Consider the following 20,220-nt stretch of genomic DNA (forward strand, 5'->3'; position numbering starts at 1 on the left):
GTATGTTTCTGTCTATGAGGAATCGCGTTTCAAGCACTTTCCGCTCCGCGGGTTCCGCATTACTTGTGTTGTTGACGATAGGAGTGTTCTCCGTATCTGGATGTTCGTCGGGAAGTACGTCTTCGAAGCCGCAGTTGGACCCCATCACATTCACAGATGCGAACGGCACTTCCCTGTCCCAGAAAGACTCTCCTACTTCGCTTACAGTCGGTCAAAGTGCGCACGTCGATGTAACGTTGACGAACGACTCTCAGTTGCTTGGTGCAGACTGGAATGTTGTGTGTGGTAGTGCGCTTCCCCCGGGTACGCCGCTACCTCCCGGGCTGACCCAAGATCAGTCGTGCGGCACCTTTACCCCTGCTCACACCATGAGCGGTCCAATTCCGCCTTACCTGGTAAATGGCACAGGATACGTTGCGCTTTATACTGCGCCAGCTGCCCCTCCGAAACAAGGTGTCGTCACACTTTATGCCTCCGCAACCAGCGACCATAGCCGCTTTACAACTGTGACGCTCACCATCGTAGGAAACGCGATCTCCGTTGGATTTGCACCCGTTCCGCCATCCGCGGTGGGAACCAATGGAAGTGTTCAGCTCAGGGCGGCGCTGAACAACGATGTCACAAACGCCGGAGTCAATTGGAGCGTGGTCTGCGGATCGAGTAATTGCGGATACTTCGGCCCTACACAGACGGTAAGCGGAGTGGCGACGACCTACACAGCGCCCGGTGGTGTGCCGACTGGCGGTTCTGTGCAAGTGACCGCGACTTCAATTGCAGATCCAACCAAAGCAGCCACCGCTACGATTCAGATCGCACCGGTTAGCGTCAGTGTGACTCCAACAACCCTGTCGGTGCCAACAGCCGGTACGGGCTCACTCACAGCGACGGTTGCAAACGATGGAGGGGGCAAGGGGGTGGACTGGAGCGTGACGTGTGCTAACACTTTGAGCCCAGGGAAGTGTGGTTCCATCACCTCTCATACCGCCAGCGGAGTTGCAGCCACTTATACCGCGCCGAGTGTCGCAGACATCGCGGTCGGTTCTACGGTTGTCATCACTGCGACATCTACTGCCGATCCAGCGCAGAGCGTAGCTGCCACAGTCACGGCAGTCAAAGGTGATCTTGTGGCAGGAAACGTGCGAGCAGCCCAGCAACCGGTGAGCAACGCTCAGGTAACTCTTTACGCAGCGGAGACCACTGACACAGCATTAAACAGCGCTACAAATTCGAACAATGCATCTGCGATTGTCACAGCGTTTACGGACCGGCAGGGCAGCTTCTTCATTCCCTATGGATACGAGTGTCCTAGACCGGATACACAGATGTATCTCATCGCGACCGGTGGAAATGCCGGGGGTGGCACAAACCCAAATCTCGCTCTCATTTCGGCGCTTGGCTCTTGTTCCAATCTTGATGCTTCACGCATTGTGATCAACGAAGCCACAACAGTAGCAGCAACTTATGCTTTGAGCAGCTTTATGGCCGACGCGCAGCATATCGGCTCGAACAACACATCGCCTTCCGGAGTAGCTAGCGCCTTTGCTACGGCAAGGGATCTCGTCGATGTCGCGACGGGTCTGGCTCGCATATATACGGTATCCGGCAAAGGGTCAGTTCCACAGACGAAGATCAATACGTTGGCGAATCTCTTGAACTCCTGCGCGCGGACTGCGGGTTCTGTTCAAGGCGATGGAAGCACTTGCGATCAATTGTTCCGCGCTACAACCTCCGAAAAAACCCCGGCCCCGCAGGTGACTGATACTGCACAGGCATTGCTTCAACTTGTCCGCAACGCGACGAGTCTTTCAAATCGTCCGGATTCTCTTGACAAACTTTACCAACTGGCTGAGTCGAGTAGTTCTTTTGGGCCAACTGTCAGCGCAGAGCCGAATGACTGGACGCTTGCCGTTCAGTTTCTTGACGGCCAGATAAGCTCTGATGTCGTTTTGGCAAAGATTCTATCAGCAGACGAGACCAAGCAGACTGTGGATTCGGCAGGGAATGTGTGGGTTATGGGGAGCGGCAATATCTCAACGGAGTTTATTGGTGGAGCCTCTTATGGAATGTCTCCGAACATACCGATCCCGATTGAGATCAGTGGCGGAGACGCTCCGTGAGCGTTTTGAGCGACCAACAGAGAACTTATTCATTCATTGCGACGACTCAAGACCGAAGGAGAAGACTGATGCAGATTTTCAGAAAGACAGTAGCCGTAGCGCTTCTGGCAACATGCGTGAGCATGCAGGCTCAGAGTGGTACGAACCAGCAAACACCGAAGGCCGCACGACCCAGGTCTAGCAAGGTGAAGCCTAAGAGCCAAGAGGAGATTCTTCTAGAACAGCTCAATGAGAAGTTCCAGAAGCTCGATCAACTCAACCAGAAGTATGACGATCTGCAACAGAAGTTCAATGCTCTCGAAAAGCGACTGGCTACGCGTGATATGGATCTGGAGCAGGCTCGCAAGGACGCAACTGCTGCGAAGGTGACTGCTGATGACGCGACGCAGAAATTAGAAGTAACACAGCAAGCTATCGGTCCTGAAGGTTCCGTTGTAACTAAATTGCAGACTGAGGTCTCAGACCTGAAGACAACTTCAACCTCGCTATCAACAAGGGTTGAGACTACGCAGCAAGAGACCAAGAAGCTGGAGCATCCGGAGACGATTCACTTCAAGGGAATAGAGCTAACTCCTGGAGGATTCCTCGCTGCCGAAACGGTTAACCGTCAACGAGCTATTGGTGGCGACGTAAATACGCAGTTCAATGGAATTCCATTTGCCGGCCAGACGGCGGGAGTGCTGTCGGAGTTCAACGCCAGCGGTCGCCAGTCACGTATCTCGCTCCTGGCGGAAGGGAAACTCCCATCGGCTACACTGCGAGGCTACTTCGAATCGGATTTTCTATCTGCAGGAACGACCTCGAACGATAACCAAAGTAATAGCTATACACTGCGCTTGCGCCAGGCGTGGGCCCAGGCTGAACTGAACAGCGGATGGACACTGACTGGCGGACAGATGTGGTCGCTTGCAACGGAGTACAGGCGTGGTCTGTCGAACCTCTCCGAAGCTATCCCGATGACGATCGACGCGCAATACAACGTCGGCTTTACCTGGGAGCGGCAGTATGGCTTCCGTGTCGTCAAGCGGATTGGCAATCGGTTCTGGCTTGGGGGCTCGGTCGAAGAGGCGCAGACGCTTAACATTGGGGGCCGAAACCTCCCCACTATCGCCTATCAACAAGTTGGGAATGCTGCCGGTCTCTACAGCCCAACTTCAAACTACAGCATGAACTATGCTCCCGACCTAATTGCCAAAGCCGCCTATGAGACCAACTGGGGGCACTTCGAACTCTTTGGTATCGGCCGCTTCTTCCGCGATCGCGTATTTCCGAACGGTTCTGTACCTCCAGGAGCGACTCCGCCGCCGACCACTTCCGCCCTTGGGGCTTTTACATCGAAGACCGAAGGCGGTGGTGTGGGCGTCAATGGGCGCGTATCGCTCTTTGCGAAGAAGTTGGATGTCGGCGCACATATCCTCGTTGGAAATGGGTTAGGACGCTATGGAACCAGCTCCCTGCCGGATGCGACCTCTCATCCCGATGGCTCGCTGGAGTTGCTCACGGGGGGCTCAGGTCTTGGATCGGTTGAATGGCATGCGACGCCGCGTCTCGATCTTTATGGTTACTACGGTGGGGAGTATGCCAAACGCGCCTGGTACGCAACCAAATTTGTGAATACGGTGGCCGGACCTACACAGGGTCAGCCGATTCTTGCCGGCTATGGTGCTCCGACCAATATCGTTTTTGGCTGCTATACAGAGGTGCTGCCGGTCAGTTCGCCGAACGGCGGAGGCAATGTGACAGGGACTGCGTCGAACTGTAACGCCGACACACGCAATATTCAGGAAGGCACGTTCGGGTATTGGTTCCGCTTCTACAGGGGTGTTCATGGCACGCTGCAACAGGGCCTTCAGTACTCCTATGCCGTACGCCACACATGGCAAGGGATCGGGGATCCGAATAATAATCTGCCGGGTTCGCCGAAGGGAATCGACAACATGTGGTTTACCTCGTTCCGCTACTACCTCCCGCAGTAGAGAGCAGATAGAGAGAAATGCAAATCGAAAACCAAACAAAGAGTCAGGACGTAAGGCTGAGCATGTTTCGATCCTTCTTCCAGTTATTGTGTGTCGCAGTTCTTATGATTGCGTCCGGTGGTCTGCCAGCCTTCTCACAGATGGCGATGGGCCGCTTTTCGGGTGTGGTCGCTGATTCAGATGGAGGCGCCATTCCTGGCGCCTCTGTTCAGATCGTCAACCAGGAGACCTTGGTCAAACGCACTGCGAAGACGGATGGGGTAGGGGCGTATATCGTTCCCTCTCTGCCTGCTGGACGGTATCAGATCATCGTTGAGGCGGATGGCTTCAGCCGGAGACAGAGTGGAGTCGTCACTCTTGCCCAAGGACAGGTCTTCGTCTACAACGCAACGATGTCGATTGGTGGAATACAGCAACAGATTGAGGTCACTGGAGGGGCAGGAGCTACGACGGTCGAGACTGACAATGCGTCGATCTCGACATCGCTGGGACAGCAGGAGATTGCGGGCTACGGACTTAACGGCCGTAACTTTTCGCAACTCATCACCATGGCACCTGGCGTCAGCAACCAGACCGGACAAGACGAGGCGAAGGTTGGTGTCGCTGGCAGTGCAAAGTTCAGCGTGAACGGCGGCCGAGTGGAGTACAACACCTTCGCTGTCGATGGTAGCGATGTGCTCAATACCAGCATCAACGCCAGTCGCGGGCAAGGTCTGCCGTTGATGGTATATCCCAGCATCGACGCGATCCAGGATATGAAGGTTCTTACCGCCGATTACAGCGCCCTCTATGGTAAGAGCGCCTCGGGCAGCGTGTTGGTTACGACAAAATCTGGCACAAATAAGTTCCATGGCAACGCCTATGGATTCATCCGCAATGAGATGTTCAATGCGCGAAATTATTTCGACCAACCAAATCCAGTTTCTCTCGGTTTTACCGGGAAGCCGACCTACCGGACACCGCTTTATCGAAGACTTGATTTTGGCGCGACCATCGGCGGACCGCTCTTTATTCCGCATGTCTATAACACGAACCAGTCGAAGACATTTTTCTTCTTCTCCGAAGAGATACGGCGCGAGAAGACGCCAGTGGACTACAACCAGGCGGTACCGACCGTGGCAGAGCGGGCGGGCAATTTCTCGGATGTTTGCCCCATAAACTTGCCGGGATCCCCCAATACATTCGATCCATCCGCTTACCCGGATTGTCCGCAGGGGCCGATCCAGGACGCGAACCCCATCATTGGTAGAACGGTTGCGGTGAATCAAACGAGCGCAGCGCTTCTGAGCTCCGGTCTCATCCCGCTGCCCAATTCGTCTACCGGTTGCAATTCGACCAATCCATCGCCGTTGCCGCACTGTTACGTCAGCTCAGTTTCGCCTCCGACACATTGGCGGGAAGAGCTCTTCCGTATTGACCACAATCTTACGGACCATGAGCGATTGTCCTTCCGTTATATTCACGACTCCTGGGACACCGTGACACTCGTCCCGCAATGGGGTGTTGTGCAAAACAGCTTTCCTACGGTCCAGAATCGGCTTAACGGTCCCGGATTAAATATGTTAGTTAGTCTCGCACAGACCCTGCCGGCCGGTTTTAGCAATCTGATTACTGCCAGCTATGAGGTGGAACACATCTCTCTCGCTCCACAGCCTGGGCCGGGCGTGACATCGCTCGACAGGACGATCCTCGACGATCCGGCTGCGGTGGGCGGAACACCGATGGGTTATATCTTCAACAACGGCTTCGGCGGAAATAAACTGCCCGGCCTCGTCTTTCAGGGTAACAACGGAGCCTATGGCGGGCATGGCTTTGCCGCTGATACCGGCTATGCCCCATGGACTCAGTCCAATCCGACCTTCAATCTACGAGACGATGCCAGCAAAACGATCGGCAAACATACGCTGCAGTTCGGGTTTGAAGGAACGTTCACGCAGCAGAACGAGTTGAGTGCTGTGAGCGGCGCGAACTCCGGCGATTTGCAGGGGTTGATCACCTTCAGTAATCAACAATCCACCCACACAGTCGGGAATGCCTTTGCGGACTTTCTTACCGGTGGAGCCATCAAGAGCTACACACAAGATAGCGGCCAGAGCAGGTACTATAACCGCAACAAGATCGCCGAATTCTATCTCGAGGACGACTGGCGCGCACTTCCGCGGCTCACGATCAACGCCGGTTTTCGTGCGAGTCTCTTTGGCGCTTGGTACAACCCAAAAAACACAGCCTACAACTGGAGGAGTGAGTCATTTAGCCAGTCTGTGGGTGCGTCCATCTATATCGACCCTAACAACGGTTACCTTGTGCAGAAGAGCGGAGCTACGCCCGTCCAACTCAGCACTACCATGCCGTACACCCTTGGTTCACTTGGCCCGATCATTACCAATGGATTGGTGCAGTGTGGAACGAATGGCGTACCCGATAGCTGCATGAAAAATTCGCTCTTTTATCCCTCGCCACGTCTGGGATTATCGTGGGACCCACGGGGTAACGGCAAGACCGCCATCCGTGCCGGGTATGGACTCTTCTGGGAGCATGGCACGGGCAATGAAGCCAATGTCGGATCTCTGATCGGCAGCGCGCCTTCGGTGCTGAGCGAGACACAGTCAAATATTGCGGCAAACACAAATATTGCAGGAAACAGCGCCTACAACCAAATCGGCTTCTCCTCTTTGAAAGCGACTTTTCCTCTGAACGTAACCTCGGTTCCAACAAAGACGACCTACTCCTACACACAGCAATGGAGTCTGAGTGTACAGCATGAAGTCCGTAAGGCCATGGTGGCGCAACTCGCCTACGTCGGCACCAAAGGCACGCATCTCACCGCGGTCCGCGATCTCAACCAGCTACAGCCGTTAGGAAATAATCTAAACCCCTTTGGTCCCGGGCAGCCTATTACCGCAAACGTCTGCCAAAGTGGAGCGAACAACGGCGGGTTCTTCGTGGCCGGGCTGAACAGTGGGGCAAACGGCGCACCGATCACGGTTCCCAATTCTCCGGTTATTGGACCTGCGGATCCGGGATACATCAATATGTTCATCGCCTGCACCGGCAATCCAGGGTTTGCGAGAATTCACATCGATAAACCGCAGAAGCTCGGGGTAAGCGCAGATGCGGTACGCGCTTATCCGGGGTTCAGTAACATCATCTCCGTCGAAAATGTAGCTGACTCGGCGTATAACGCGCTTCAAGCGACCGTTCGCCAGACAACAGGCCCGCTGACCATCGGGGTTGCCTACACCTATAGTCATTCGTTCGACGATTCTTCGGACCGTTCTTCGGCCAACTTCGCCAACTCGCTCGATATTCATTCAAACCGTGCCAGCTCGGACTTCGATCAACGTCACATGCTGAACGTCAACTACATCTACGATCTTCCCTTGTTGCGAATGCTTGCGGGATTCGACCATCTGGTCGGAAGCGGCAGCGATCCTGCCGATGATGACGCTCCATCTCCAAGCGATAAGACACCATGGCAGCCAGGAGCAGTCTTGAGGACTCTGCTTGGTGGATGGCAGCTTAGCGGCATCACTACGTACCAGACTGGAGCTCCTTTCAGTGTGATCAACGGCGGTGGCTCCAATGGAACCGGCGCGGCAGATAATGCAGGCGTTGGAGACGGACTCGGCATCGGTTCCTATGCAGATGTGATCGGCAGTGCGAAGGTCGGTAAACCTTATGTGGCACCAGGTGGGAACAATGTGGGTCCCCTGCTCCTCAATCCCGATGCCTTCGCCGCGCCGCGCGGCCTGACCTTCGGAAATTCCGGACGCAACTACTTGAACAATCCTTCCCGGATCAATTTCAACATGTCGCTTCTCAAACATTTCAAGCCGTTCACTGAGCGTCTGGATATCGAGTTCCGCGCCGAAGCATACAACGTCTTCAACCACACACAGTTTCGTATTACCGATCCTGCGAATCCGGGTAACACTGGCAATAATGTCATCAACTGCTATGGCACACAGACCGAGCTCTACTCCGCGGGAGGCTCGGGTTGTCTCGCGGGCAACTCTTTCCTGCATCCCGTGGATGCACATGACCCACGCATTCTGCAGCTTGGCCTGAAGGGGAGTTTCTGATGAGCGAGAGGTTTATGCAGTACCTACGACCGCGTAAGAAAATCGTGGGAAGCACCTGTTTCGGTATGAGCCTGCTGCTCTTCAGTGCTATCGGGTGTAGCACGGGTAGCGCCTCAGACCCAACACCTTCCACGCCGCAGCCGGGTCCTCAGACCTATTTTTCTCCCTATGTTGCTGGCACGACTAATGGGGGTACTCCACTCACGGGCGCAAAGATCTACGCGATCGACGACTCTGCGACTAAATTTTCGCAGTCCACGTTCCAGCTTCAGTTGCCGCAACAACAGGGGCCGCAAGTTATTAATACCGGAGGCTTCAACTCTGGGCAGCGTGGTCTGCTCAGTCTGGACATAACGACGAACTATATAGCCAACAGCAGCACCGGTGTCTTTGATGCCGTTCCTCGAGACTCAAAGACGGGAAGCTTTGCGATGGAGCTTGCGGGCCAAGCCGGAGGTTTGGTACAGCTTGTGGGACAGCCTGTTTCCCCACTGGTTGCCGCCGTCCAATGCCCCAGTTTGAAGACAGCGCAGCCCTATCTGTTCATGACGATTCCGGCCGGATTGACCAACTCCCCCTCCCCTCCAGGAAAATTGGCAGCTGCCTGGAATCCGAAGACCGATACAGCCTACGGAAGTGTGGACATTAGTACTGACGGAAGCAAGGTCACCTTCGACAACATCCACCAGTACACTCTGCCTTCGGCTTCTGGTGGACAAGCGGGAGTACCAAGTCAGCAACCCTCATCTCCTGCGGCTGGAGCATGTGGACCGACAGTCTTTGGAAATACGATCACAGTGGGCCAGTTAGCAGTCTCAAACCCAAACCCAGGCTCCGGCGACTCGACGCCTCCGCAAGCCTCGGTGGGGATTGGACCGACTGGCCTGCTCGTGGAATATAACGGAGCAGGGAGCGCGTCTGTCCCGTTCCCCGGGACACCGCAAAGTCTCCCAAGTCTTTTTTATGACAATACTCTTGGCGCTGGTGTAGGGGCTATAGGCCTGCCGAAGCCGTCGAGCGCGCTCGATTCCAGTGGTCTCGTCGGCTCACAGTATCTTGGCTTTGTTTATGGCGCGGGGGTCTATTCTGGAAATCCTAGTGTTCCGCCTACTGGCTGGTCCTCTCATCTTGCGTCCTTCGGCTTCTCCGGCACACCATCTAGCTGCGCCTCGGTCACTACCGCCACTAGCACGTTGATCTACGGTGGGGACTTTTCGAACGACGATCCTACGACCTCGTCGAACGGATTTGGCAACTGCGACCTCGCCATTGATCTGGGACCGCAAGATCCTTCGAACAACGGTCTGTTTCCCAAAGCGAAGGTCTGGCTTGGAACTGGTTATTCAGCGAACACGACAAAAGATACCGATTGCTTTCATGCGGTGGCCATCGCCGGACAGCTCAAAGGAAAATACGTCATCTTTCTTCTCGGGGTCGACACTACGCAGCCATGGGCGATCTATCTAATGCAATCGAATTGAGGTAGAGCGTGTTCTGGAAAGGGCTCCTCTTCGCATTGGGCTTCATCGCGGGTTGTCTTGTCTTCTCCTTCCTGTTGCTGGCGGTCGCTGTCGTGCTGGAGACCTCTCTCCGTCTTTTTCGGAAGAAGAAGCAAACGGATGAGACCATTGATATTCGGCAGTGGCAGCAACGACGCTCTATAAGAAAATCTATTCCCTCCGGATTTCGCCCTGCGAGTTAGGCAGTATTGGTACCAAATTCGTTGCATTTCAAACTGTGTTCGAGAGGGAGATCCATCGAATCGGGAGGGCCACACGCGCTCTTCGACGGACACAATCAGGCATTCTCAATGCCCGAAATGCCGCGTGATGCTATCGCAGTTGACCTGATATCGCATCGCCCAGAGAGATGTTGTTCTTTTCGAGGAGATTGCCGAGAGCACGGTCGAGGGCGATTCTTGCCTTCATCCAGTCAGATCGGGCAGCCACTTCGGTGGAGCGGGCCTGTGCGAGAAAGGCCTGGTCCTGAATGATGAGGAAGTTCGTGCTGGCACCGACGGCGAACTTATCCATTTCGGCTTGGAGGAGTTGTTGCTGGTAGTTGCGGCTTTCAACCGCGGCGGCGTATGCCTGGTGGGCGGTGTCGAGAGCGATTGACGCGTTTTCGATCTGCTGACGGATCTCGTTCTCGAGTTGGACTGTGCGGCTTTGGGTCTGACGGAGTTGAATGGCGTCGCGTGCGGAGTCGGCTTGAGCGATGCGGTTGCGAAGGGGCATGTTGAGTTGCACTCCTCCCTGGTAGACAGTGGATAGGCGAATGCCGCCCTGGGTGAGGGCGGGAGGTTGCATGACCTCTCCCGTGCCGGGCGATCCGAGGGTCTCATATGGAACGATTGCAGAGCCGCGGGTCTGGACGTTTGCATATAGGTTGAGCATCGGCTTGACGTTGTTACGGGAGGCCTTCACTGAGATCTCGCCAGCTTGCACCTGCAGGGCCGCCTGAGCAAGGTCGGGCCGGTTGGTCAGAGCGTCCTGAGTAAGAGCTGGGATGTCGAGGTCGGGTGGAGTATCAGGGATGATGATGCGGTCCGTGGGGATGATGGAGATGAGATTGGCGCTGGGATCGCCGAGTTTGCGGAGGAGTTGCTGGCGGAGAATGACCTCCTGTTGGCGATACTCCCCGCGAGCCTGGATGAGATCAAGACGGCTCGAAGATAGCAGGGCTTGAGCGCGGGTGAGTTCGATGGGAGCGAGGGTGCCTTCGGTGACCTGATCGCGGTCGTCGCGAAAGAGCTGATCAGCGGAGGCAAGCGCTTGCTCTTTTACGCCGATGTTTTCCCCGAGGGAGACGAGGTCGTAGTAGAGGCGGGAGATGCCGTAGATGGTTTCGAGCAACTGCTGCTCGAAGACGAGACGGGATGCCTTCTGGTCGAGACGAGCGATGCGGATGAAGCGGAGGTTGACCTCTCGTCCGCGGCCGCGCAGGAGCGGCTGGGTGAAGGTGACGGAGGTGCTCGGAGCGTGACCCGGATTGTATTGAGAGGAGTTGGCGTAGGTGACCTGAGAGGCGTTGTTGGCATAGGCTTCGAGTTGCGCGCCAGTGGAGAAGCCCTGCTGATAGTCGATACCGGCACTGACGAAGGCGAGGGGAGCTGTGGTCGTTCCGGAGCTGGTGGATCCTGTGCCTCCGGTATCGATGAGAGATGTCTGGTCGGAGCGGCGAAGGTAGCCCGCCTGGGCGATGATGGTCGGATCGTAAAGGGGAAGGGATGGCCCGGCCGAGTAGGGAGCGATTCCGCTGAAGGAGAGGTTTTGTTGGGTGCCGGTACCGCTTTGGGTTACTTGCGAGAGATCCGTTATGGAGATGTTCGTTGGAGAGGCGGTGCCATTGGTGGCGGTGTTGAGCAGGGGGCTGGTGATGGACCCGATGCCGGGAGGTGGTTGCAGGACGGTGAAGTCTACGCCACGGAGGTTGCCTCCGCCTTGAGCGCGGGTGACATCGGTGTTGGAGAGCAGGAGGTTATAGCGGCTGACTTCAACGTCGAGGTTGTTTTCAATGGCGAGCGCGATAGCGTCGTTCAACGAGAGATAAAGTTTGCCATCACGAACGAGGTTCCCGAGACGCGGGCTAGAGGCGAGGGGAAGCTCGGGGACGCGGGGGGATCGATAAGGACCGATGAGACCGTAAGGACGGGTATCCAATGCGGAAGGTGATTCCGTTTTGGGTAGCGTCGTGGTGTTGGCGATGCGTTGAGTATCTCCGGAAGGCTGGGGAACAGAGGACGGTTGGGTGCTGAGAGGTTTGAGGTCTCGCAGATCAACGGTAGTCTGATCGGGTTGGGGGAGAGGAGCGTCGGGTGCAATGTTTGGCCGCTGTTGGGTGGGAAGCGTCTCCTGACCCGGCGCTTGGGTTGCGTTGGGCATGGGCGGTTGCGGCGCTGTGAAGGGTGGGGGCTGCTGTCCTTGCTGAGCCGCCACTAGCGCGGGGGCAAATAATAAGGCCACCGAGATAGAGATCGTGTGGAACTTGAGAGCACGGGTAGGAGCGATCCGGTGGGGGGAGCTCAATGTCCGCCTCCCTTCTTGTCAGTGCTGTCTCCATTGCCCTGCTTTTTCTGCTGACCAGACTGACCACCCGATTGGCCCGGCTTGCCGCGTTGATTGGTGCTTTCGGTACTGGAGTTGACGACAGACTGATCCCCGTATTGGTTGGGACCGGAGTCAGGAGATTTATCGGTTTGGGCTCCGCCCTGACCGGTTGCATCTTGCCCTGCTTCCTGACTTTGCTTGGGACGTACTTTTATCCCTTGCTGAACCGAGTCGGTGACGGTTGTTACGACCCAGTCTCCCTCGTTGAGGCCGTTGAGAATTTCCACGGAGGGGCCGTAGTCGCGGCCGATCTCTACAGGCACCAACTTAATCTTTTGATCGCGAACGATGGCTACGCTCGTGCGGTCCTGGCGAACGACGACAGCGTCTCCTGGAATGGTGAGGGGCGGCGTTCCGCGGACCTGCACGAAGCTTACGACGGCATACATGCCGGGAACGAGAGGCTGGTTGCGGTTGTCGATGTCTACTTCGACGAGCATGGTGCGCGAGTTCTGATCGATGGAGCCGGCGAGACGAGTGACGGTTCCTATGATTGGTTTGTTGGCGCGCTCCTGCACGAAGACACGCGCTCCCATACCGGGCACGATGCTGCTGACGTACCCCTCGGGGACTGAGACCAGGATGCGAAGCTTTTCGGTCTGGGCCATGCCGAAGAGGGCTCCACCCTGGGCCTGTCCGGTAGAGGGCGTGGCTGACTGGTTCGGATTGCCGGACATGCCGCTGGTGTTCGTGCTGGCAGTGCTGACGGTTCCGCTGGTAGGTGTCTGGGGAGAAGGCATCGGTGGCGCAGAGGCCGCACCGGCTGCACCTACAAGGGCGCCGACGTCGGTGTTGCGCTGGGTGATGATGCCGTCGAAGGGTGCAGTGACACGCTCGTAGCTTTGCAGCGCGATGACGTGGCCGAGATTTGCACGAAAGCTCTCAACGTTGCGTTGAGCTGAGGCGACGATGGCGACCTGGGTCTGGAAGTCGGCCTCGCGCTGGTCGCCATCCTGGCGCGAAAATACGCCCTTCGCGACGAGGATTCGCCAGCGCTCCCAGGTGACACGGTTCAACCTTAGTTGGGCCTCCTGCTGTACTTGTTGGGCTTCGGCCTGACGAAGCTGCTCGCGGGCCTGGTCGACCTGTTGATCGAGGTCGGGGGCGTCGATGATTGCCAGGAGTTGGCCTTGTTTAACGTGGTCGCCGATGTCAACAAAGCGGCGACGAAGATACCCGTTGGCACGGGCGTAGATGTAGGCCTCTGTGAGTGCCGCTGTGGTTCCAGGCACAGTGAGTTCACCAGGCTTGCTGGAGCGCTTGACCTGAATGACCTCTACTTCGGGTTCTTCCTGCTCGCGTTGCTTTGCGAGTGCAGCGGCTCTCTTCTCGCGCGAATGGCGGGGAAGATAGCCGAGCACGAAGATGAGAAGCAGGACGAGCAGGCCACCGCCGACCCAAAGGAAGATCTTCTTCCAGTTGCGATGCTGGCTGCGATGCTTCTTGTCGTATTCCTGCTGGACCTCGCGGTCGTGTTGAACCTGCTGGTGACGCTGGTGCGCGGCCTGACGGGCGAGAGACTCTTCGTGCTCCCATTGGGCACGGGTCATGCGACGGTCGGGGTCTTCGGCTATCTCGCGAAGCCGTTCGTCCTCGGGGTAGGTCCTCTGCGATAACTCTTCCGGCTTGTGGTCTTGCGGTTCGTCGCTCATGTTTTTTCGTTTAAGCCGGTTGCGGCTCTCCCCCCTGCGGGTTTTGGGTCTGGTTCTCGCCCTCGTGGTACGCCTTGTCAATCTCTTCGTCGAAGTTGCGTGGCGCGTCGATGCGGAGCCACGAGTACATGATGGGGACGACAAAGAGCGTGCCGAGGGTAGCTAACAGAAGTCCGCCGATGACAGCGCGGCCGAGAGGAGCGTTTTGCTCGCCGCCTTCTCCCAGCGCGAGAGCCATGGGGAGCATACCAATGATCATGGCGAGCGCTGTCATGCAGACGGGCCGTAGGCGTGTGTAGCCGGCGTTGATGGCTGCCTCGATACTGTCCTTGCCGGTTGCACGTTCATCGTTGGCGAAGACGATCATGAGGATACTGTTAGCGGTGGCTACACCGATAGTCATGATGGCGCCCATGAGCGATGGCACGTTGAAGGTCGTACCGGTCAGGAAGAGCATCCACAGGACTCCGGCAAAGGCTACGGGAAGCGCCATGAGGATGAGGAGGGGATCGAGCCAGCTCTGGAAGTTGACGGCCATGAGGAGGTAGACAAGGATGATGGCGAAGACGATGCCGATACCGAGCCGCTGGAAGGAGTCACTCATAGTTTTAACTTCACCGCGGAGTGCGAGCGTGGTGCCGACGGGGAGGTTCGGTTGAGTGTCCTTCATGATCTTGCGGATTTCGCTGGCGACGCCGCCGAGGTCGCGTTGGTCGGTGTCCGCGTAGATGTCGTAGACCGGCTGGATGTTGTAGTGGTCGATGACGACGGGTGTGACGTCGCGTTCGAAGTTGGCGACGTTGCCCAGTAACTGGCTGGCGTTGCCGGCGGGCGAGGTGACAGGAGTGCGGCCGAGGGCTTGCAGGGAATCAACGCGGTATTGCGGGGTTTGGACGACGACCTGATAGTTGACCCCGTTCTGGAGGTTTAGCCACTCATTGGGCGCGGTCTGGCCAGTGCCGGTGAGGGAGATGAGCATACTCTGAGCGACGTCCTGTTGGGTGAGACCGATCTGACGCGATTTGAGACGGTCAACGTTGACGTTGATGGTCGGCAGAGCGATCTGCTGGTGAATGTGGGCGTCTGCAGCGCCGGGTATAGCTTTTACCTGCTTCAAAAGCTGTTGGGCGAGCTGGTAGTTATTCTTGCCGCGGCCTGTGACCTGAAGGTCGATCGGGGCGGGTAGTCCGAAGTCGAGGATCTGGTTGGTGATGTTTGCGGGGGTGAAAAAGAACTCTGCGTCGGGAAACTTAGCGTGAAGATTGGTGCGGAGTTGACGCATATACATCTGGGTATGACGTTTGCCGGGTTCAAGCGAGATGAGGATGTCTCCATCGGAGTCCGAGATGACAGAGCTATCCGAGAAGGCGAGATTAATGCCGCCGTTGGGCAGACCAATGTTGTCAAGGATGAGCTTGATCTCTTCCACGGGTATGGTGCGGCGAATCTCCTTTTCAATGGCGGCGAAGAACTGCTCGGCGTCTTCGGGCCTCATCCCTTGAGGCGGGTAGACGTGGAGACGCATCTGGCCGGAGTCGACGTAAGGAAAGAAGTCCTCGCCGATCATGAGAACGAGTGGAAGCGAGAGGAGAATAAAGAGCCCGAAGACCGCGAGGGTGAGACCGCGGTTGTCGAGAGTCCATTCCAGCGCGTGTTTGTAGTTTTCACGGCGGCGCTCGAACCATTCGTCAAATCTGGTGTGCAAGCGCCAGATCCAATTTTCCTCTTCTTCCTTTTTCGCTGCCTCGGGGTCCTGATAGAGCGCGATCTCGCTGTCCAGCAGGAAGTGCATCATGGTGGGCACGAGAGTTCGGGAGAGAAAGTAAGAGGCCATCATGGCGAAGACGACGGCCATGGCGAGAGGCGTGAAGAGGTAGCGGGCAGGGCCGCTTAGCAATACGACCGGAGTGAAGACGAGGCAGATGGATAGGGTTGAGACGAAGGCTGGTGCCGCGACCTGTTGGGCGCTATCGAGAATGGCGCGGACGAGCGGCTTCTTCTCGCTCATATTGCGGTGGGTGTTCTCAATTTCGACCGTAGCGTCGTCCACGAGAATTCCAACGGCAAGGGCGAGGCCCCCGAGTGTCATCACGTTGATGGTCTGTTGCAAGGCGTACAGGATGACGAGCGAGGTAGCGATGGAGAGAGGGATCGAGACGCAGACGATAAGGGTCGAGCGCCAGGAGCCGAGGAAGAGAAGAATCATCAGAGCGGTGAGAGCGGCGGCGATGGTTGCCTCACGGACGACCTCGCTGATGGACTCCGAGACGAAGATAGACTGGTCGAAGAGAGGTGTAATTTGCAGGGCAGGAGGTAAGCCCGCTTTGACCTGGGGCAACATTGCCTTTACATTTTTGACGATATCAAGAGTAGAGGTCTGACCGTTCTTGAGGACGGTGAGTAGGGCGGATCGCTTGCCATCCTGGCGGACGATATTGACCTGTGGAGCATAGCCGAGACGTACTTGAGCAACGTCTTTGACCAGAACAACAGCCCCATTGGCGGCGCGGATGGGCAGGTCGTTGAGGGCGGAGACTACCGTGGGAGACGAGTTAAGCTTGACGACGAACTCACGGTCGCCCATGCGGGCTACGCCTGCTGGAAGGATCAAGTTCTGTTGATTGAATGCGGTAGAGACGTCGGTCGCCGAGAGATGCTTGGCGTAGAGCAGGTTGGGATCGACGTCCACTTGAACCTGACGAACTTTGCCCCCGTAGGGGAGAGGAACGGAGGCTCCCTCAACATTGGCGAGACGGGGACGAACGAAGGACAGGCCTAGATCGTACAGATCTTCTTCGGTTAACCCTTGGCCGGAGAGGGCAAGTTGAACGATGGGTACGCTGGAGGCGTCGTATTTGATGATGTTTGGGGGAAAGGTGCCGGGCGGAAGAATTCGCAGGATGGTCTGGACGACAGCCGTGATCTGCGCCATGGCTAACTCAACCTTTACCGTGGGCTGAAAGAAGACGCGAATGACTGCGACACCTTGATAGCTTTCGGACTGGGTGTGCTCGATGTCGTTGACGGTGGTAGTCAGGGCGCGTTCGCAGACGGTGACGATGCGGCCTTCCATATCCTGCGTCGGCAAGCCGCTGTAGGTCCAGACGATAGTGACGACCGGGATGTTGATGTAGGGATAGATATCTTTGGGCGCTTCTATGCAGGTACCGATGCCGAGCAGCAGCATAAGTAGCGAGACCACAACAAAGGTATAGGGACGCCGAAGCGCCAACCTGACTATCCACATCGGTTCATGTTCTCCCAGGTCCGTAAAGTTACGATGCAGAAATTCGTAAAAGATTTGTTTGAAGGTTTGAAGCAAGGGTTTCTTGATCCCGTGAAGTGCGCCGATGGAATGATCGAGTAGAACGAGTGTTATTTATCCGCGAGTGGGTGATGGCCGATAAGGTGGAGCGTCACCAGATGAACAGAAGCCTCTGGTAGCACGTCTCAACCCTGGCCTATAGCGCTTCCAATGAGGCTGTTTGCCGTGAGTTACGCCGGTAAAACTAGGCTGAATGGGGGCTAAGTGTGTGGTTACAAACGAATGACATTTTGGAGACAGGCTGCTGACACTCCGCTCTGTGCCGACTGTTAGCTTCGAAAGTCAGAAGAGTCAGCCAACTATGCGATCCAATTTCATTCGAAAGTTCGGGTACAGATCCAACGTAACGGGAACCAGCGACGGCTATTGGATGGAAAGCGTAAGTCTCGGGCAAATTACGGACGTTGCCATACAGCGACAGCGGAAGAACGATACCCGCGAATTGTCGGGACAGTAGTACGTCACATGCGAGTGCGGGCCTCTCTGAGCGCGATATCTTACGCTTCCTTGCTTTTTAGCCATTCCGTACTCACTTTCCTTCAACCAGGCCTTTTGGCCTTCGACTTTGGGAGAAATGCTACTTATGAAATCTAAGGTTTTCGCGGTAGTGACTTTTGTTGCCCTCCTTGTGGGTATCTTTGCAGTCCATTCTTCGCGTGCTCAACAGGCCCCAGCTCCGGCTCGGATCGAGATTACTGCTCAGCGTTTTACCTACTCGCCGTCGGAGATTACGGCGAAAAAGGGTGTTCCCGTAACAATCGCGTTGATCAGTAAAGATGTCCCTCACGGCCTGAAATTTTCCGAGTTCAATTTCTCAATGACTGCGAAGAAAGACAAGGTCACCGAGGCTACGTTCACCCCAGACCAGGTCGGGACTTTTACAGGTCAGTGCTCTGTGTTCTGCGGGCCGGGGCATGGCTCTATGAAGCTAACGTTGCATGTGACGGAGTGAGGAATGCGAGTCAAGGCCCATTTGCTCGCCGCCATCTTGCTACTGCCGCTGAGCGGTTGTAAGGTGACCTCCCCCAGCGTACTCGAGACGCGTATGGTCGATGGCGCTAAGTTACACGTCACGGTGGGAAACAGGGGGGAGAAGAATCCACTGCCCGCCAGTGCGGCGAATGTTGCGGCAGGAAAGGAAGCCTTCGGTCACTACTGCGTTGCATGCCACGGGCTTGATGGACAGAACACGGGAGTTCCATTTGCAGACCGTATGTCTCCCCCGATTCCGTCGTTGGCCTCTGCAGAGGTACAGGCTTACTCGGATGGGCAGTTGAAGTGGATCATCGACAACGGCATCGCTCCCTCGGGAATGCCTGCATCGAAGGGCACGTTGAACGATGAAGAGATCTGGTCTATCGTCCAGTTTCTCCGACACCTGCCGCCTGCTGGCAGTGTCGGCGAGCCTGAGATGTATAGCCATTAGCCAAAGGACAAGATGGTGAGGATATCGCAATGAGATGGAGCACACGGGCGGAGAGAGGGGTGGTCGAAGCAGTTGTCGCGGCCTTAAGCGACTCGCCCGAGCAGGCCCAGGAGCACCTCTCCGCATTGCGATATCCAGAGTGGTCTAGAAGCTATCAGTGGCTTGATGCGAGCGGGCTGGCGTTGTACTTTCTCGATCGACTGCAGGAGATGGGGATTGAGGGAGCATTACCTGCCGCAACGCTGGGACGGCTACGACAGAATCTCACCGATAACCGCGGGCGCAGTTCGTCTATGTTTAACGAGTTCTGCACTATCAATCGAGCGTTTCTGCAGGCGAACGTTTCGTTCAGTAACCTGAAGGGTTTTACGCTGTCGCCTGACTCCTGTCCGAATCCGGCTTTGCGCAGCCAGCTTGACTTTGACTTCCTCATCGATGGCGAGCACCTGGAGCGATGCCAGGACATTCTAGTAAAGATGGGATATGTACGAAATGCCGCGAACCGAACTGTATGGGAGTTTAAGGCGGGTTCGTCGGAGTTGGCTCGTATCGAAGATCACTACAAGGCAAGACCTCAGAGATCTGTGGAGTTGCATTTTTCGTGCGCCGCGATTGCGCCGCATGCGCCGACGCGGGATGAGAGACTCGATCGGACTTCTCTTCGAAAATGGGGCGATGATTCTTACCCGGTGCTCGCAGCGGCGGATCAGTTTGTTGCGCAAGCGCTTCATCTCTTTAGCCATCTCAGGAGTGCATATACGCGGGTCTCGTGGCTGCTCGAGTTTCGGCAACATCTGACCGCTCACTACGACGATCGTCCTTTTTGGGATGAGGTAAGAGAGCGTTCCCAGTGCCAACCCGATGCGTCTGTGGCCATTGGGCTTTCGACTCTGCTTTCGACACGGTTGTTTGGTGGAAGGGCGCCAGCCCAGTTAGCTCACTGGACGCTGGATCGCTTGCCGGCTCCGATACGTTTGTGGTCGGAACGATACGGAAGAGAGGCGGTGCTGGCGAACTTCCCAGGAACAAAACTTTATTTGTTGTTGGAGGACGAACTGGCACAGAGCGATCCCGACTGGAAGAAGAGACGGCGCAGTAGTCTCCTGCCGAGGCGTCGTGCGCCTCGTATCTCCTTTCCCTCTCAGAAGGAGAGTTTGCTCGTCCGACTCCGCAGAGAGTACTACGAGCTTCGCTTTCTGTTATTTCGACTCCACTTCCATGTCGTCGAGGGTCTGCGTTATCTCGTGGAGGCTCGTCGTTGGAAGCGGCAGATATCTTCACAAAGAATTCTTACGCCCTGTGCGGTGACTGACGTCCCGCGCCGGAGCAGAGGTTGAGGTCCATGTCTACGCTATTCCGAGTTCGCCGCGTGATGAGCAGACGGTCCTTGATCATCGCCTTGTTTTTCGTGGCTTTATGCTGTGATCTGCATTCACAACAGATACCTTCTTCCTCTTCTTCCGCCGCTTCTGACGGAGGAGATGTAAATTCCTCTACTTCTACTTCGAGCCCTTCAATTGGATCCAGTTCGAG

Annotated in this window: 10 protein-coding genes; 7 read left to right on the forward strand and 3 right to left on the reverse strand. The window is 56.3% G+C overall.

All coding sequences use genetic code 11. From position 1 onward, the window contains the following. The first annotated feature begins 134 nt into the window (after positions 1-134). The 4 genes from HB393_RS12230 (at position 135) to HB393_RS12245 (ending at position 9,656) form a co-directional block, all read left to right on the forward strand. Positions 135-2,117: a hypothetical protein gene (locus HB393_RS12230; RefSeq protein ID WP_213805470.1), complete on the forward strand. Its 1,983-nt coding sequence runs from the start codon at positions 135-137 to the stop codon at positions 2,115-2,117. A gap of 68 nt (positions 2,118-2,185) precedes the next feature. Continuing rightward, the gene (locus HB393_RS12235) at positions 2,186-4,093 is read left to right on the forward strand and encodes a hypothetical protein (RefSeq protein WP_213805471.1); all 1,908 of its coding nucleotides are present in this window, start codon (positions 2,186-2,188) and stop codon (positions 4,091-4,093) included. A 104-nt stretch (positions 4,094-4,197) separates the two neighbouring features. Further along, on the forward strand, positions 4,198-8,175 hold the full coding sequence (locus HB393_RS12240; protein ID WP_255551027.1) for a carboxypeptidase regulatory-like domain-containing protein: 3,978 nt from the start codon (positions 4,198-4,200) through the stop codon (positions 8,173-8,175). A 44-nt stretch (positions 8,176-8,219) separates the two neighbouring features. Continuing rightward, entirely contained in the window at positions 8,220-9,656 is a 1,437-nt protein-coding gene (locus HB393_RS12245) for a hypothetical protein (protein WP_213805473.1), read from the forward strand. Between the two features lie 351 nt (positions 9,657-10,007). Here HB393_RS12245 and HB393_RS12250 read toward each other — a convergent pair whose 3' ends face one another. The 3 genes from HB393_RS12250 to HB393_RS12260 are packed head-to-tail and all read right to left on the reverse strand — an operon-like array spanning position 10,008 to position 17,183. Beyond that, on the reverse strand, positions 10,008-12,203 hold the full coding sequence (locus HB393_RS12250) for a TolC family protein (RefSeq protein ID WP_255551028.1): 2,196 nt from the start codon (positions 12,201-12,203) through the stop codon (positions 10,008-10,010). Continuing rightward, positions 12,200-13,936 carry an efflux RND transporter periplasmic adaptor subunit gene (locus tag HB393_RS12255; RefSeq protein ID WP_213805474.1) on the reverse strand — a complete coding sequence of 579 codons (1,737 nt, stop codon included), beginning with the start codon at positions 13,934-13,936 and terminating at the stop codon, positions 12,200-12,202. The genes HB393_RS12250 and HB393_RS12255 overlap by 4 nt, the downstream gene beginning before the upstream one ends. A gap of 10 nt (positions 13,937-13,946) precedes the next feature. Further along, on the reverse strand, positions 13,947-17,183 hold the full coding sequence (locus HB393_RS12260; RefSeq protein WP_213805475.1) for an efflux RND transporter permease subunit: 3,237 nt from the start codon (positions 17,181-17,183) through the stop codon (positions 13,947-13,949). A gap of 661 nt (positions 17,184-17,844) precedes the next feature. Here HB393_RS12260 and HB393_RS12265 point away from each other — a divergent pair. The 3 genes from HB393_RS12265 to HB393_RS12275 are packed head-to-tail and all read left to right on the forward strand — an operon-like array spanning position 17,845 to position 20,024. After that, positions 17,845-18,213 carry a cupredoxin domain-containing protein gene (locus HB393_RS12265; protein WP_213805476.1) on the forward strand — a complete coding sequence of 123 codons (369 nt, stop codon included), beginning with the start codon at positions 17,845-17,847 and terminating at the stop codon, positions 18,211-18,213. Positions 18,214-18,216: 3 nt separating this feature from the next. After that, the gene (locus HB393_RS12270; RefSeq protein ID WP_213805477.1) at positions 18,217-18,687 is read left to right on the forward strand and encodes a cytochrome c; all 471 of its coding nucleotides are present in this window, start codon (positions 18,217-18,219) and stop codon (positions 18,685-18,687) included. 29 nt (positions 18,688-18,716) lie between these two features. Then, entirely contained in the window at positions 18,717-20,024 is a 1,308-nt protein-coding gene (locus HB393_RS12275) for a nucleotidyltransferase family protein (protein WP_213805478.1), read from the forward strand. The last annotated feature ends 196 nt before the right edge of the window (positions 20,025-20,220 follow it).

This window comes from Granulicella sp. dw_53, from assembly GCF_018449545.1.
Lineage (GTDB): Bacteria > Acidobacteriota > Terriglobia > Terriglobales > Acidobacteriaceae > Edaphobacter.